The sequence below is a fragment of the Kitasatospora sp. NPDC096128 genome, from assembly GCF_040303105.1.
Classification (GTDB): domain Bacteria; phylum Actinomycetota; class Actinomycetes; order Streptomycetales; family Streptomycetaceae; genus Kitasatospora.
Genome location: NZ_JBEOSP010000001.1, coordinates 1 through 13,937 on the forward strand (window position 1 = coordinate 1; position 13,937 = coordinate 13,937).

At 73.7% G+C, this 13,937-nt stretch carries 10 protein-coding genes and 2 rRNA genes; 6 read left to right on the top strand and 6 right to left on the bottom strand.

Annotation, left to right across the window (positions count from 1 at the left end; all coding sequences use genetic code 11):
• The 3 genes from ABTY61_RS00005 to ABTY61_RS00015 all read left to right on the top strand — a co-directional run.
• Positions 1-93: ribosomal RNA gene (locus ABTY61_RS00005) — 23S ribosomal RNA — on the top strand; the annotation flags it as partial.
• Positions 94-175: 82 nt separating this feature from the next.
• Positions 176-292 (top strand): 5S ribosomal RNA (gene rrf / locus ABTY61_RS00010).
• A 244-nt stretch (positions 293-536) separates the two neighbouring features.
• Positions 537-2,645 carry a phosphocholine-specific phospholipase C gene (locus ABTY61_RS00015; RefSeq protein ID WP_350502564.1) on the top strand — a complete coding sequence of 703 codons (2,109 nt, stop codon included), beginning with the start codon at positions 537-539 and terminating at the stop codon, positions 2,643-2,645.
• 32 nt (positions 2,646-2,677) lie between these two features.
• On the opposite strand, the gene ABTY61_RS00020 is transcribed toward ABTY61_RS00015, so the two are convergent.
• Positions 2,678-3,322, bottom strand: a complete 645-nt coding sequence (locus tag ABTY61_RS00020; protein ID WP_350502565.1) for a hypothetical protein — start codon at positions 3,320-3,322, stop codon at positions 2,678-2,680.
• Between the two features lie 373 nt (positions 3,323-3,695).
• Complete coding sequence (locus tag ABTY61_RS00025; RefSeq protein WP_350502566.1) at positions 3,696-4,076, bottom strand: hypothetical protein; 381 nt, start codon at positions 4,074-4,076, stop codon at positions 3,696-3,698.
• Positions 4,077-4,369: 293 nt separating this feature from the next.
• Between ABTY61_RS00025 and ABTY61_RS00030 the strand changes: the two genes are divergently transcribed.
• Together ABTY61_RS00030 and ABTY61_RS00035 are read left to right on the top strand one after the other, a co-directional pair.
• Complete coding sequence (locus ABTY61_RS00030; protein ID WP_350502567.1) at positions 4,370-4,573, top strand: DUF2568 domain-containing protein; 204 nt, start codon at positions 4,370-4,372, stop codon at positions 4,571-4,573.
• 397 nt (positions 4,574-4,970) lie between these two features.
• A complete protein-coding gene (locus ABTY61_RS00035) occupies positions 4,971-6,068 on the top strand; it encodes a peptidoglycan-binding protein (protein WP_350502568.1) in 1,098 nt (365 codons plus the stop codon).
• 263 nt (positions 6,069-6,331) lie between these two features.
• Here ABTY61_RS00035 and ABTY61_RS00040 read toward each other — a convergent pair whose 3' ends face one another.
• The gene (locus ABTY61_RS00040; RefSeq protein WP_350502569.1) at positions 6,332-7,093 is read right to left on the bottom strand and encodes an SDR family NAD(P)-dependent oxidoreductase; all 762 of its coding nucleotides are present in this window, start codon (positions 7,091-7,093) and stop codon (positions 6,332-6,334) included.
• A 291-nt stretch (positions 7,094-7,384) separates the two neighbouring features.
• Between ABTY61_RS00040 and ABTY61_RS00045 the strand changes: the two genes are divergently transcribed.
• A complete protein-coding gene (locus tag ABTY61_RS00045; RefSeq protein WP_350502570.1) occupies positions 7,385-7,960 on the top strand; it encodes a TetR/AcrR family transcriptional regulator in 576 nt (191 codons plus the stop codon).
• 107 nt (positions 7,961-8,067) lie between these two features.
• Here the strand turns inward: ABTY61_RS00045 and ABTY61_RS00050 are convergent, their stop codons facing one another.
• From ABTY61_RS00050 to ABTY61_RS00060, 3 genes are all read right to left on the bottom strand, one after another.
• On the bottom strand, positions 8,068-11,484 hold the full coding sequence (locus ABTY61_RS00050) for a hypothetical protein (protein WP_350502571.1): 3,417 nt from the start codon (positions 11,482-11,484) through the stop codon (positions 8,068-8,070).
• 124 nt (positions 11,485-11,608) lie between these two features.
• Positions 11,609-12,853 carry an MFS transporter gene (locus ABTY61_RS00055; protein ID WP_350502572.1) on the bottom strand — a complete coding sequence of 415 codons (1,245 nt, stop codon included), beginning with the start codon at positions 12,851-12,853 and terminating at the stop codon, positions 11,609-11,611.
• A 351-nt stretch (positions 12,854-13,204) separates the two neighbouring features.
• The gene (locus ABTY61_RS00060) at positions 13,205-13,930 is read right to left on the bottom strand and encodes a response regulator (protein ID WP_350502573.1); all 726 of its coding nucleotides are present in this window, start codon (positions 13,928-13,930) and stop codon (positions 13,205-13,207) included.
• Positions 13,931-13,937: the final 7 nt, after the last annotated feature.

Below are 13,937 nucleotides of genomic sequence, written 5' to 3' on the forward strand. Positions count from 1 at the left end.
GGCTCCCAGTAGACGACTGGGTTGATAGGCCGGATATGGAAGCCCTGTGAGGGGTGGAGTTGACCGGTACTAATAGGCCGAGGGCTTGTCCTCAGTTGCTCGCGTCCACTGTGTTGTTCTGAAACAACGACCCCGACCCCGACATGGGTTGGTGCGGTTGACAGTTTCATAGTGTTTCGGTGGTCATAGCGTGAGGGAAACGCCCGGTTACATTCCGAACCCGGAAGCTAAGCCTCACAGCGCCGATGGTACTGCAGGGGGGACCCTGTGGGAGAGTAGGACGCCGCCGAACAATCATTCAGAAAAGCCCCCGCCGGGTGAACCGGGCGGGGGCTTTTCGCGTTTCCGGCGGGCTGGAGTGGGGCCGGCCCGTCACGGGTGCTGCAGTAGGCCGCCCCGGCGGGAAGTTGACTGGACAACAGTTGGCCGAAAGCTCATGCGGCGTTCGTCGGAGGACTGTGTACGGCCCGTCTGCGATGCCTATGTTCGAGCCTTCTCGGAAGACCCATTGCATGCACGACTGGGAAGGACATCACGTGGCCTCCATCGACAGGCGGCGATTCCTCCAGCTGAGCGGCGCCTCCGCCGCCGGCGCCGGCCTCGGGGCGTTGCCGCCCGCGGTCGGCAAGGCTCTGGCACTGCCCGCGATCAGCCGGAGCCGTTCGATCCAGGACGTCGAGCACGTCGTCATCCTGATGCAGGAGAACCGTTCCTTCGACCACTACTTCGGCACCCTCCGCGGGGTGCGCGGGTTCGACGACCCGCGCCCCACGGCACTGCCCGACGGCCGACCGAACTGGCACCAGCCCGCCGCCGCGGTGAAGACCGGCCGCTACCACGACCGCGGTCTGCCGGCCTCCGAGAAGGAGGTGCTGCCCTGGTACATCGACCCCAGGAACACCACGGAGCACCAGGCCGGGACGGACCACGGGTGGAGCAGCGGTCACCTCGCCTGGAACGAAGGGCGCCACGACCAGTGGGTGAACCAGAAGCAGGACGTCATGACGATGGGCCACCTCAAGCGCCAGGACCTGCAGTACCACTTCGCCCTCGCCGACGCGTTCACCGTCTGCGACTCGTACTTCTGCTCCGTCCACGCCGACACCGCGCCCAACCGCATCTATCTCTGGACCGGCACCAGCGACCCGCGCAACGCGTACGGTCGTAAGCCGAACGGCCCCGGCCTGTGGGAGCGCAACGGCACCAACGGCTACACCTGGACGACGTACCCCGAGCGGCTGGAGAAGGCCGGGGTGAGCTGGAAGCTGTACCAGGGCGGTTCCGGTGAGCCGGGCACTCCGACGGACAACTACACCGACAACTCGCTGATGTTCTTCGAGCGGTTCCAGGTCGCCGAGGGCGCCTCCGGGCCGCTCGTCGACAAGGGGGCGACGGACCACACGCTCAAGGAGTTCCGGGCCGACGTCCAGCAGGGCCGCCTGCCCCAGGTCTCCTGGATCGTCCCGCCGTACCTGTACAGCGAGCACCCCTCCGCCACTCCCACCGACGGCGCGTACTACATCAACCTCGTGCTGGACGCGCTCACTTCCAACCCCGAGGTCTGGGGCCGGACCGTCTTCCTGATCAACTACGACGAGAACGACGGCCTGTTCGACCACGTCGTGCCGCCGATGCCGCCGGTCGTCAGCCGGCCGGGCGGCCAGGGCATGGTCTCCACCGACCTCGAGGCGAGCCTCGGCGACGAACTGCTCGACCTCGCCAAGTACCCGGGCGAGATGAGCCCGCTGGTGCCCGGCGCCGACCGCGGCGGGCTGCAGCCGATCGGCCTCGGCCCGCGCGTGCCGCTGCTGGTCATCTCCCCCTGGTCGCGCGGTGGTTGGGTCTGCTCGGAGACCTTCGACCACACCTCCGTGCTGCGGTTCCTGGAGGCCCGGTTCGGCATCGAGGAGCCCAACATCAGTGCCTGGCGCCGGTCCGTCTGTGGCGACCTCACCTCGGCGTTGGACTTCTCCGGCGCCGACCCGCAGCGGGTCTCGATACCGGTGCCCGCGCCGATCGCCTCCCAGGGCAAGCCCTACCAGGTGCCGCTGCCACAGCGGATGCCCACCCAGGAGCCCGGCACCCGCCCGGCCCGCGCCCTCCCGTACGACCTGCGGGTCAACGAGGACGAGACCGACGACGCGACGGTGTTCCAGCTCAACCTGAACAACCAGGGCTCGGCCGGTGGCTGGCTCTACGTCTACGACCGGACGGCGCCGACGGCGGCCCCGCGCCGCTACACCGTCTCGGCCGGCGACAGCTTCGAGGACCACTGGCCGCTGGTCGACGGCGGCTACCACCTCGTCGCCCACGGGCCGAACGGCTCGGTGCAGGAGTTCGAGGGCAAGACGGTGGGCGGCCTGGTCGCCCGCTTCGAGCCCGCGCGGCACAAGGTGCGGGTGACGGTGTCCAACCACGGGGAGACGGCCCGCACGGTCACCGCCGAGAACGCGTACGCCAAGGGCGCCAAGCAGGGCCGCACCCTGCGCCCCGGCGACGACGCCCGGTTCACCTTCGACCTTCCCGAGGGGAACCGCTGGTACGACATCACCGTCACGGCTGCGGACGGTCCGGCCTTCCGCCGCCGCTGGGCCGGCCACCTGGAGAACGGCCGCCCCGGCACCAGCGACCCCGGCCCGCGCTGATCCCGTCCCCCACCCCACCCCCGGACCGGCCCTCAGGGCCGGCCCGGGACCCAGAGGGGGGCCGGGCCGAGGCGGGGCATGGCGCGGGCGGCGTCCTGTTCCAGCCATCCGTCCACCCGTGCCGGGTCGCCCTCGCTGAGCTCCACCAGGGCGGCGGCGGCGATCCGGGCGCAGCACAGCATCAGCGCCAGGGTGTCCTGGCGGCGGTGCCGCTCCCGTACGTAGGCCTCGGCGCGCTCCTCGACGCGGAGGCGGTGGGTCGGCCCGTCCTCGGCGGTCAGCGCCTGGACCCCGTGCCACACCAGGGTGAGGGCGCAGGGTTCGGCCGGGTGGGTCACGTCCTCCCGGTGGGCCTGCTCCCGGGCCTCAGCCGAGCGCTGCCCGAGCCACCCCAGGGCCGTCGGCCCGTCGCCCCCGCCGGAGCGCAGCAGCAGCTCGGCCGCCTGCTCCACGAGGACGGGCACCACGGCCGCGGCCGGCACCCGCAGCCCGGGCGCCGGTGTGTCGCCGAAGGACAGCCAGGCGTCCGCGAAGGAGGCCGCGCGCAGCCCGCCCACCCAGGCGGGCGCCTCGCCCGGCGCCCCGAGCCACTCCTCGGCCCCCAGCCGGACCAGCCCCACCGCGACCAGATTCGCCGCGTCCCCGTCCAGCCCCAGCAACCGTCCGCTCCGCACCACGCACCCCCACCTGCGCTCGTCACCCTTCGGGCACATCCCACCACACCGGGACGCGAACGAAATAGGCAGGGCCACGTCACAAATCGGTGCCGGTATGGGGCGGCCCGCGGTGCGGCCCGTGGTACGGGGCTTGCGGGCGGTCGGGGGAGGCCGCGGGCGACTGCGCCTGAGGGGACACCCGCATCGACCAGCAGATCGCCGAGGCACCGCTCTGCCCGCCCGCTGTCCCGCCCGCCGTCCAGACCCCGCCCGCGACGGCCAGGACGTTGTCGGCGCACCGATGAAAGTGTTCAGCCGCGTACACATGAACGCGCTCAACTGGTCCGTCAGTCAAAAGGGGCGGTCATCGGTTCGCCTTAAGGCGAGTTGAGCCCTACCAGTGAGGGCTGGGCGGGCAAGGCCCGGAGAACCGGATGCCGTCCGTCAGTGCGACGTGGAGCCGCAGCCCGTGCGCTGGGGCGACACTGAGCAGCAGGTCTGCGGTGGAGGCTCCCAGGAGGAGGACCGGCGCGAGCAGGCTTCCGGCGACGATCGGGGCCCAGCGGCGCTGCCGGAGGAAGAACCGCGGCAGCCAGAAGCCGCCCACGAACACGCCGCTGTAGACCACCAGGTAGAAGATGCTGGTGAACAGCGGGGTGATGAAGTCCGGATCGGGTCCGGGATCGTACTCTCCGGGTCCGGGCGGGGGGCACAGGGTGTCCGGGATCTGGACGTGGACCGTGTACAGGGCGGCCAGTCCAGCGGCCAGCCCCACGACGACGGGCAGGCAACCGAGCCCGATGCCCTCAACCAGCCCAGTCTTCGTCTCACCAGCATGGTCCGAAGTCATCAATCCCCCGCTCTCGTCGCCGCAGGCTCCGAGACGGCGAAAGCACTGTCCACGGTTCCGACCTCGAAATCCGACTGCCGCCCGCAGCGATCGGCACCCGTTCTTCACCGCACCTCGGCGTGGCACCTCACCGGATTCCCAGTGGCGCGCAGGCGCCTGCGGCTGTGCGTCGGGCGGCGCCGGTGCGGGGGTACCGGCGCCGCCTTCGTGTTCCAGCGGTGCCGGCCGGGTACGTCGCGGTCTGGGCGCTGTTCGGCGCGCCGGGTGCGGAGCTGCCGCTGCACGGGGCGGCCCGGGCGGTGCTGGACCTGCTCTGGTTCGGCAGCGCGGCCGTCCTGCTGCGGGCAACGGGCCTGCGCCGCACGGCGGTTGTCTTCGGTGTGGCCTACCTGCTGACCACAGCGGCGCACCTGATGCTGTGACCGGGCGGGGCACGGCGTCGCGCCTCCGCGGCAGCCCTCGTCATCCGGCTCCGCACATGATCGACCGGACGGAACCTGAGCGGGGGGAGCCGGCACGTGCCGGGTCCGACCCCGCCGAACGACCTGCCGAACGACCTGCGGGACGGCTTCCCGGGATGCGCGCCGGGACGCCACGGACGGGCGGGCGGCCGACGCCCGCGGCCTCCGCGCTCCGCCACCCGTCGGGCCAGCTCAGCGGCGGGAGGCACGGCGGTCCCGCACCCGGGCGGCGGCCCGTCCCACCGGGTGGGTCGGCCGTGAGACGCGTCCACCCGGTGGATGGGACGGTAGGAACCTCCCGGACGGGGGCCGGGTGAGGCAGAGTTCTGACAAATCATCATGGATTTGGAGAACCCCTGTGAACACCCTCCTCCCCACCCGGCGCCGGTGGTCGCTGGGCCTTGCCCTGGCGTCCGTGCTGACGGGTGTCGGTGCGTACGCCGCCTCGGCGGCACCCGCCACGACCGCGCCGGCGCCGATACCGATCACCTCCCCGGCCTGTCCGGCCAACCTGCGGATGGGTGAGGCCGACGGCTGTGTCACCCAGCTCCAGCTGGAGCTCAACCTGACCGGTGCGCACCTCACCGTGGACGGGCAGTTCGGGTCGGGCACCGACACGGCCGTGCGCACCTTCCAGTCCTCGCACTCCCTGACCGCGGACGGCATCGTCGGCCCGGCCACCAAGGCGAAGCTCGACGCGGCGGCGGCCGGCTCCTCCGGCACCGGCACCGGCACCGTCGACCTGCGCACCCAGTGCGGTGACCTGCAGAAGGGTGCCAGCGGCGCGTGCGCCAGCACGCTGCAGACGATGCTGAACACCTTCAACGCGGGCCGCCTCACCGTGGACGGGCAGTTCGGCCCGGCCACCGACACGGCGGTGCGCAACTTCCAGGCCTCGCACGCCCTGGCCATCGACGGGATCGTCGGCGCGGCCGTCAAGAACGCCCTCTACACCAGCACCCCCACCCCGCTGCCCAGCGGCCCGATCAACTCCGCCAAGGTCCTGAACGCGGCGAAGTCCTACCTGGGCGTCCCGTACGTCTGGGGCGGCGGCCACTCGCTGCGCGGCGAGGGCCCCGGCCCGTCGCTCGGCACCTGTGACGGCTACACCGGTTCGATCCAGCCCTGCCCGGCCGACACCACCGTCGGCGTGGACTGCTCGGGCCTGGTCCGCGCGGCCTTCTGGTTCGGCGCCGGCATCGACCTCGCCAACGGCGGCGACACCACCGAGCAGACCCTGGACAAGCACCTGACCCCGATCACCGAGGCCCAGCGCCGCCCCGGTGACGTCGAGTACTTCGGCACGGACGCCCACAACACCGTGCACGTCGTGCTCTACGCCGGCACCGACCCGGCCACCGGGGCGGACATGATGTACGAGGCCAAGGAGACCGGCACCGACGTCCACTACGTCGGCCTGCGCACCGGCGGCTACTGGTACCACGTGTCCGCCTGACCGTACGGGCGGGCGCCGTTCGGCCCCGCGTGGATGTGCCGCAATGCCTGCACGGCGACCGCCGGGACGGTCGCCGTGCAGGCATGCTCGGTGGTCACGGTGCAGGCCGAGGCTGCGGCGGCGGATCGCCCGGACGAACTGGAACGGACCCGCCGTCAGGGAGAGCCCCGCCGGCACGATGCGGGCGTAGAAGGCGAGTCGGGCCGGCAGCGGGCGGTGGCCAGCGGGAGAGGTGGCCGGGCCGGACCGCTGGGCCGGGTGGCTCACACCTGTGCCATGCCGCCGTCCGCGAAGAGTTCGACGCCGGTGATGAAGCTGGAGGCTTCGCTGGAGAGGAAGACCGCGATCCTCCCCATCTCGCGCGGGTCGGCGATCCGTCCGGTCGGGTTGCCCTCTCCCATGGTCTGGACGGCGGCGTCGACCTGATCGGCTCCCTGGGCCATCGCCAGTGCGCTGCGCAGGGAGTCGGTGTCGACCGCACCGGGGCTGAGGATGTTCATCCGGACGCCCGAGCCCTTGACGTCCTGGATCCAGGCCCGGATGAAGTTGCGGACCGCGGCCTTCGAGCCGCCGTACAGGCTCATCCCGCGCGGCGGCTGGATGGACGCCGTGGAGCCGATGATGACGACGGCGCCGCCGGGCGGCAGCAGTGCGAGAGCGGGCTGAACGGTGAAGAGGACGCCCTTGGCATTGACGTTGAAGGTCCGGTCGAACTGCTCCTCGGTGATGGCGCCGAGCGGGGCGTGCGCGCCGATCCCGGCGTTGGCCACGACCGTGTCGAGTCGCCCGTGACGCTCCATCACCTGCCGGTAGGCCGCCTCCATGTCCGCGAGTCTGGTGACGTCGGCCACGATCCCCGAGCAGTTCGGCCCGATCGCCGCGACCGCCTCGTCGAGCGCCTCCTGGTCCAGGTCGGTGATGACCACGCGGGCGCCGTTGGCGACGAACTCCTGGGCGATGCCCAGGCCGACCCCGGACGCGCCGCCGGTGATGACGGCGACCTTCTCTGTGAGCGAGAGACTCATCTTCTTCTCCTCTGAATGACTGGATGGCCGTGTGCGGCCTTCGCGGCGGGGGTTGTGCGGAGGCGGAAGTCCAGGGCGTGCCGGGGCCGGGGTGGTGGCCCACCCGTTGCTCATGGGAGTGGCGGCCGTGGCAGCGCTACGGCGGGACTGTGCGGGTCGGAGGCAGGAGTGCGCCCGTGTGCGGCCGATGCGGGCCGCATGCCCTAGAGTGAAAACGGAGGCGCCTCCATTTCAGCCATGCTAAGTGGAGGCGCCTCCGGTTAGCAAGCCCGGGACGACAGGAGGCATCGGATGGCCGACGAGACAGGGCGCCCGCTGCGGGCCGACGCACAGCGCAATCGGGACAGGATCCTCTCGGCCGCGGTGCGCGTCTTCGCCGAAGAGGGACTGGAAGCGCACATGGAGCGCATCGCCAAGGAAGCCGGCGTCGGCTCCGGCACGCTCTACCGAAACTTCCCCACCCGGGAGGTCCTCATCGAGGCCGCCTACCGCAACGAGCTGATCCGGCTGTGCGACGCGGCCCCCGGTCTGCTGGCCGAGCTGCCCCCGCGCGAGGCCCTGCGCGCCTGGACGGGCCGCTTCATCGACTACGCGACCGCCAAGCTCGGCATGGCCGACGCCCTGCGCGCCCTCGTCGAAACCGGCGTCAACCCCTACGCCCGGAGCCACGAGATGATGATGGCCGCCCTGACCTCGCTGCTGGCCGCCGGCGTCGAAGCCGGCACCATCCGCTCCGACATCGGCGCCGCCGACATGTTCGCCGCCCTCACCGGCATCGCCCTCACCTCGGGAAGGCCGGAGCAGCGGGAGCAGGCCGAACGCCTCCTCGACCTCACCCTGGACGGCCTGAGCACCGACCGGCGCTGACGGCCGGCGGGACCCGCGATCCCATTGCCGCCGGGAGGGCCCCACTGCGGCGGCAGCTCCCGGGTGCGGCTGTCCGCGCGTGCTGCGGCGCGCGGACAGCCGTGGTGTTACTCCGGGGCCGTCCGTACTGCCAGCGCCGCGTCGCGGACGTCCGGGTCGGGGTGGCGGCGGAGGGTGCGGAGGGCGGTGCGCCAGTGCGGCTGCCAGTTGGTGCGGGGGCCCAGGGCGTGGGTGAGGGCGACCGCGAACAGGCCCTGGACGCAGGTGTTCCGGGCCGTGAGCTGTTCGACCACGCGGTGCAGGACCGCCGGGTCGCCGGGGCGGCGGGTGGCGTTGAGCCGGTTGCGCAGGGTCTCGCCCGTGCGGGTGGCCGGTACCGGGCGGTCGGCGTGCAGCGCGGCCAGCGCGTCGAGCTCGGCGAGCAGGCTGTCGTACGGCGCGTCGAAGTCCAGGGCCGCGGCGCGCAGTTGGAGGGCCAGGGGAGCGAAATCGGTTGCGGTGGTGAGGAGTTCGGCGGCCTTGCGGGCCGACGCCACGGCGGCCGCGGTGGGGCGGTCACCGACGCCCGCGCTGAGTCGGGCCACCAGGAAGTCGATCCGCTGCCGGGCCGGCCGGTCGCGTTCGGCCGCCGCGTCCAGCTCTTCCCCGGCCTCGTGTTCGCTCGCCAGCAGCCGGGTCAGCGCCTCGGGCAGTCGGCGGCCCGTGCCGCCGGCGGCCAGCACTGCGAGGCCGCTCGCCGAGGCCCGCCAGGAGGAGCGGTCGGCGAGGTCGACGGTGCGCGTCAGCAGGACGTCCTCCGCTTCGGGGTACCAGGGCGCCCAGGAGGCCAGCAGGTCGAGCGCGGTCCGGGCGGTCTCCGGGTCGTCACCGCTCGCCACCCGGCTCACCAGGGCGGCGTAGCGGGGGCGGTCGGCGGCGGGCAGCTCCAGCGGGCGGGTGCGCAGCACCGCGGACCGGGCGACGGGCGGGCCCGCCGCGGCGCCGTCGAGCATCCGCCAGGCCGCCGGTGCGGGGAGCAGGCCGACGGCGGCGGCCACGGCGGCCGCCCGTACGTCGCGGTGCTGTTCGGGCAGGTCGTGCACCTCGGTGAGGAGCGCGAGCGCGGTGTCCACCGGCAGCAGGCGGGCGACCAGGCGGACCAGTTCCTTGCGGCTGGTGACCTTCGTCCCGCCCCCGGCGGCCACCCCGTCGTTGCCGGCCGGCTCGGGCAGCAACGTCGCCCGCAGCACCGGCGCCAGCCGCGAGGGCGCGACGAAGCCGGCCGCCCGCCCGGCCGCGTACAGGGCCACTCGGGCCCGGTCGTCGCCGGCGTGGGCCAGCAGCAGCGGCAGTGCCTCGGCGGGCCGGTCCGTCCAGACCAGGGCCCCGAGCGCGGCCTCGATGAGCACGGTGTCCGGGGACTCGGCGTACCGGCGGACGGTGGCGAAGCCGAGTTCGGGGATCGCCACCAGGGTGCGCAGGTGTCCGGCCCGGGTGTGCACGGGCAGCGAGGCGTCGTCCGCCGCCGCGGCCAGCAGGCGCGCGGCGGCCGCGCGCTGGCGGGGCACCCAGCACTCGATCCCGTCGACCGGCGGCAGCCAGCGCGAGCCCGCCGCCAGGAAGCGCCCGTACGGCGGGGTGGCGGCGAGCACGGTGTCCAGCAGGTCGGTGCGTCGGCGGGCCAGTACGGCGAGCACCGGCGGCAGCACGGCCGCCGAGGGCTCCAGTGCCAGGACCCTGGCCACCCGCTCGCCCCGGGTCGCGGAGTCGGCGAGCCAGTGGTCGACGGCCCGCCGGACGGTCGCGTTGTCGCCGAACTGGATGGCCTCCCAGAGGAGTTCCTGCAATCCGGTCAGGCGGTGGGCGCGTCGGCCCAGCGCCCCGGCCAGGGCGAAGGTCAGCGTGTGGTCGACCTTGTCCGCGCCGGCCTCCAGCCACGGCCGCAGGGCCTCGAAGACCTGGACCTCCTGGCCGCGCCGCAGAGTGCTGTCCAGCCGGCTCAGCGGAATGCTGCCGAGCGCCCCGGAGAGCTGCCGCAGGGTGGCCAGGGCCCAGCCGAGCAGGGCCTGTTCGCCGCCGGCCGCGTGCTCCCGCAGCACCCCGAGGGCGAGCCCGGTGAGTGCCTGGCGGGTGCGCCAGGAGGTGTCCCGGGCCTCGACGGCGTCGGTGACGACCCGGCCGAGGGCCTCGGCCGCCGCGCCGGTGAAGAGCGCGGGCGGGACGGCGGCCAGCGCGACCAGGGCGGCGGAGCGGACCGGGTCCTGCTCGTTGCGCAGCCGCGCAAGCTCGTCGACCAGCTCCTCGACCGCCGCCGCGTCGCCCGAGCGGGCCGCGTTGCGCACCAGCAACGGGTAGGCCAGCGCCCGGTCCTCCGCGGCGGGCCGGCGGGTGGCCGCGAGCAGCCGCGGCCGGGCCTCGGCCACCGGCAGGTGGGCGACGTGGGCCAGCACGACGGACCACGCGGCGCCGCGCTCGGCGGCCTGCTCGGCCATCCGCCGGGCCTCGGCCTGCGCCCGACGGCGGGGCAGCGCGTCGAGCACGGCCTCGGACAGCTCGTGGTGGCCCTGGTCCCGGCCGGCGGTGGCCTGGTCGTAGAACGCCTCGCGCCGGGACGGCGGCAGGGCGCGCAGCAGCCGGGCGAGCGACAGCGGGGCGGTGCTCCAGGCCCGGCCCAGGTCTGCCAGCTCGGGCAGGTCGAGCCGGGTGGCCCGGGTCAGCGCGCTGCGGGAGATCGACGCGGTGGCGGCCCGTTCGGGCACGGTGATCAGCCGGATGGTCCGGCCGGGCGCGGCGGTCAGCAGCGGTCCCAGGCACTGCTGCACCGGCCGCGGCAGGCGGATGGGGCAGTGGCGTTCCAGCAGGTCCAGTACCCGCTCCGGTCGGTGCCCGGCTGCGGCTGTCAGGGTGTCCGCGTTGCGGTACCACCAGGCGGTGCGGGCCGACTCGGGCAACTCGGCGAGCTGTCGGTCCACTTCGTCCAGCAGCAGGTCGGGGTGGCGGCGGGCCAGGTTGTGCCAGTTCGCGAAGGCCAGGAACAGCTCGGGCAGGAGCTTGGCCACGGTCTCGGGCCCGCAGCCCGGCAGCAGCCTGGCGGCCGCCGCGTCCCCCCAGGACTGCCGGAAGGAGTCCAGCAGTCGCTCCGCCAGCTCGGTGCGGCCGCGGGCCACGATCAGGGTGGTGAGCCGGTGGCGCAGCACGGCGGGCGCGTCGGCCAGTGCGTCGGCCAGCGCCTCGTCCGGGACCGGCAGGTGGAGCGCGGCCTTCAGGGCCTGGCGGCTGACGGCCGGGTCGGGATCGGTGAGCCGTGCGGCGACGAAGGCGGCGTCCTCGGCGATCGTGGCGGCGACCCCGGCCAGCCCCCGGCCGTAGGCGCCGCGCGTGTCCAACTCGGCCAGCAGCGTCCTGAGTTGCTCGGATCCGCCGCGGTGGCACAGCTCCTTGGCCCAGGCGGCGAGCCGCCGCATCCGGACCGGGTGGGCGAGCTGATCGAGCTCGGCGAGGAGGTGGTCGACGGCTTCGGCCGGACTCTGCGGTGCACTGGACATGCCCGCCATTCAACCGGTCCGCCGCCTCCGCTGTCGTACGGTTTTCGGCCGCCTCGGCCGCCTCGGCCGCCTCGGCCGCCTCGGCCGTCCGTACGGCGGTCGGCGTCCTCCGTGCCCTCGGCGGTCAGCGCAGCGAGCGGACCGGAGGGCTGGTGGCGACCAGGGCGGCGCAGGTCAGGACGGCGCTGCCGGAGAGCAGGAAGAGCGTCGTCGTGCCGTACGGGAGCAGGGCGCCGGCCAGGACGTAGGAGAACGGGTCGAAGGCCACCGTGGCCAGGACGACGAGGCTGAGGACCCGGCCCAGCAGGTGCTCGGGCACCCGTTCCTGGAGGGTGGCCACGACGACTACGCCGAGGAACCCGGAGCCGAGGCCGATGAGGGAGACGACCGCCGTCGCGGCCAGGACGTGGGTGACGGCGGCGAGTCCGGCCATGCCCGCGCCGATCGCGGCGACGCCGCCGACCACGGTCCGGCCGCGCCGGGCGGGCGGTCGCCAGCCGGCCGCCAGGGAGCCGGCCAGGGAGCCGGCGCCGAAGCCGGAGAGCACGATGCCCAAGTCGCCGGCGCCGCCGAGGCGTTGCTCGGCGAGCACGGCGCCGCCCACCAGCACGGGGCCCACGACCGCGAGGTTGATCAGGGCGATGGCCGCCAGCATCCCCCGCACCAGCGGCTCGTGCCAGGCGTACCCCAGGCCGGTGGCGAGGGCGCGTAGGCTGCCGGGCCGCTCGCCGTCGGCGGCGTCCGGGTCGGTGGCGGGCTGCGCTCTCCCGGCCCGTCGGGCCAGGCGGATCAGCGTGCTGAAGGCGGCGGCGGCCAGGGCGGCCAGCACCGTGATCGCCCCGAGCGTCGTGGCGAAGCCGACCGCGGCGATGCACCCGGCGGCCACCGCCGGGCCGATCAGGTCGCCCCCCGACTCCGCGCCCTGCACCAGCCCGTTGACCCGGGCGAGCTTCTCGGCCGGCACCACGGCGGGCAGCAGTGCCAGGGCCGCCGGGAAGTACGCGGCGTCGGCGGCGCCCAGCAGGCCGCCGAGCAGCGCGACCGCGGTCAGTGACGGCGAGGCGAAGGTGACCAGGGCACCGAGGGCGAGCAGGACGGCGACCCTGAGCCAGGCGGCGCCGGCCACGACCCGGTCGGGGCCGAGGCGGTCGACCAGCACTCCGGCGGGCGGCAGCAGCACCGCACGTGGCAGTGCCACGGCCACCAGGACGAACCCGGTGGCGAGGCCGGGTGCGGACCGGTCGAGCACGAAGAGCGTGAGCCAGACGATGAACAGCGCGTCCGTCACGGCCGCCAGCCCCTGGCCCACGATCAGGCGCCGCAGGTGGGCGTCGCCGAGTCGACCGTGGTGCTCGCCGATCGACACCATGAACACCTCCGCTCACACGAGTCGGGGTACCGGCAGTGGAAGTCTCGTGGAAAACCTGCTGGTGGGAGGGGTATCCCCGCTGGGGATGCCCCGTCCCGGTGCTCGGCCGGGAACGCGAACACACCGCCCCCGGGACCAGTTCCCGGCGGGTCTCCCACACGTCCGGCCCGACCGGTTCCCCATCCCATTGTCCCTGCCCACCACCAGTCTGGCCGCACACCGGGTGACGCAGGGTCAGAACCGCTGATTTTCGGTGAACTTCCGGTGCGGTTCACGGCGGTGCAGGAACGCGGCTCCGGTCTCCGGCAGTTGGGGTCAGGCCGGTCAGGCCGGTCACGCCGGTCACGCCGGTCACGCCGGGTCGAGCCCCGGCGAGCCCGGAGCGGGGTGGGGGGCGTCTCCGACGGTCACCAGGCCGCTCTCGTAGGCGACGACCACGGCCTGGGCCCGGCTGGTGAGCGCGAGCTTCGCCATCATCCGGTTCACATGGGTCTTGACCGTGGCGATGCTCACCACCAGGCGTTCCGCGATCTGGTCGTTGGTCAGGCCCCGGCCGACGAGGTGCAGCACGTCCCGCTCGCGCGCGGTCAGCCCCTCCAGTGTGCCGGGCTGCCCGCCGACCGGCTCGCCCTGGCGCGCGAAGCTCTCCACCAGGCGCCGGGTGACGGTCGGGGCGAACAGCATCTCGCCCTCCGCGATCTGTTTGACCGCGGTGAGCAGCCGTTCCGGCGGGGTGTCCTTGAGCAGGAACCCGCTGGCTCCGGCGCGCAGTGCGGCGTAGACGTACTGGTCGAGGTCGTAGACGGTCAGCATGACGACCTTGGGCTTCGGCGCCGCGGCGGCGAGGATCCGTTCCAGGGCGGCGATGCCGCTCATGCCGGGCAGGCGGATGTCCATCAGGACGACGTCGGGCGTGCGGCGGGCGGCCAGGTCGACGGCCTCCTCGCCGGTCGCGGCCTCGCCGGCCACCTCCAGGCCGTCGGTGGCACGGACCAGGGCGGCGATTCCCGCTCGGATGAGCACCTGGTCGTCCACGATCAGTACCGATGTCACCGTTGCAGCCCCCTCGTCCCCCATGCCTCGG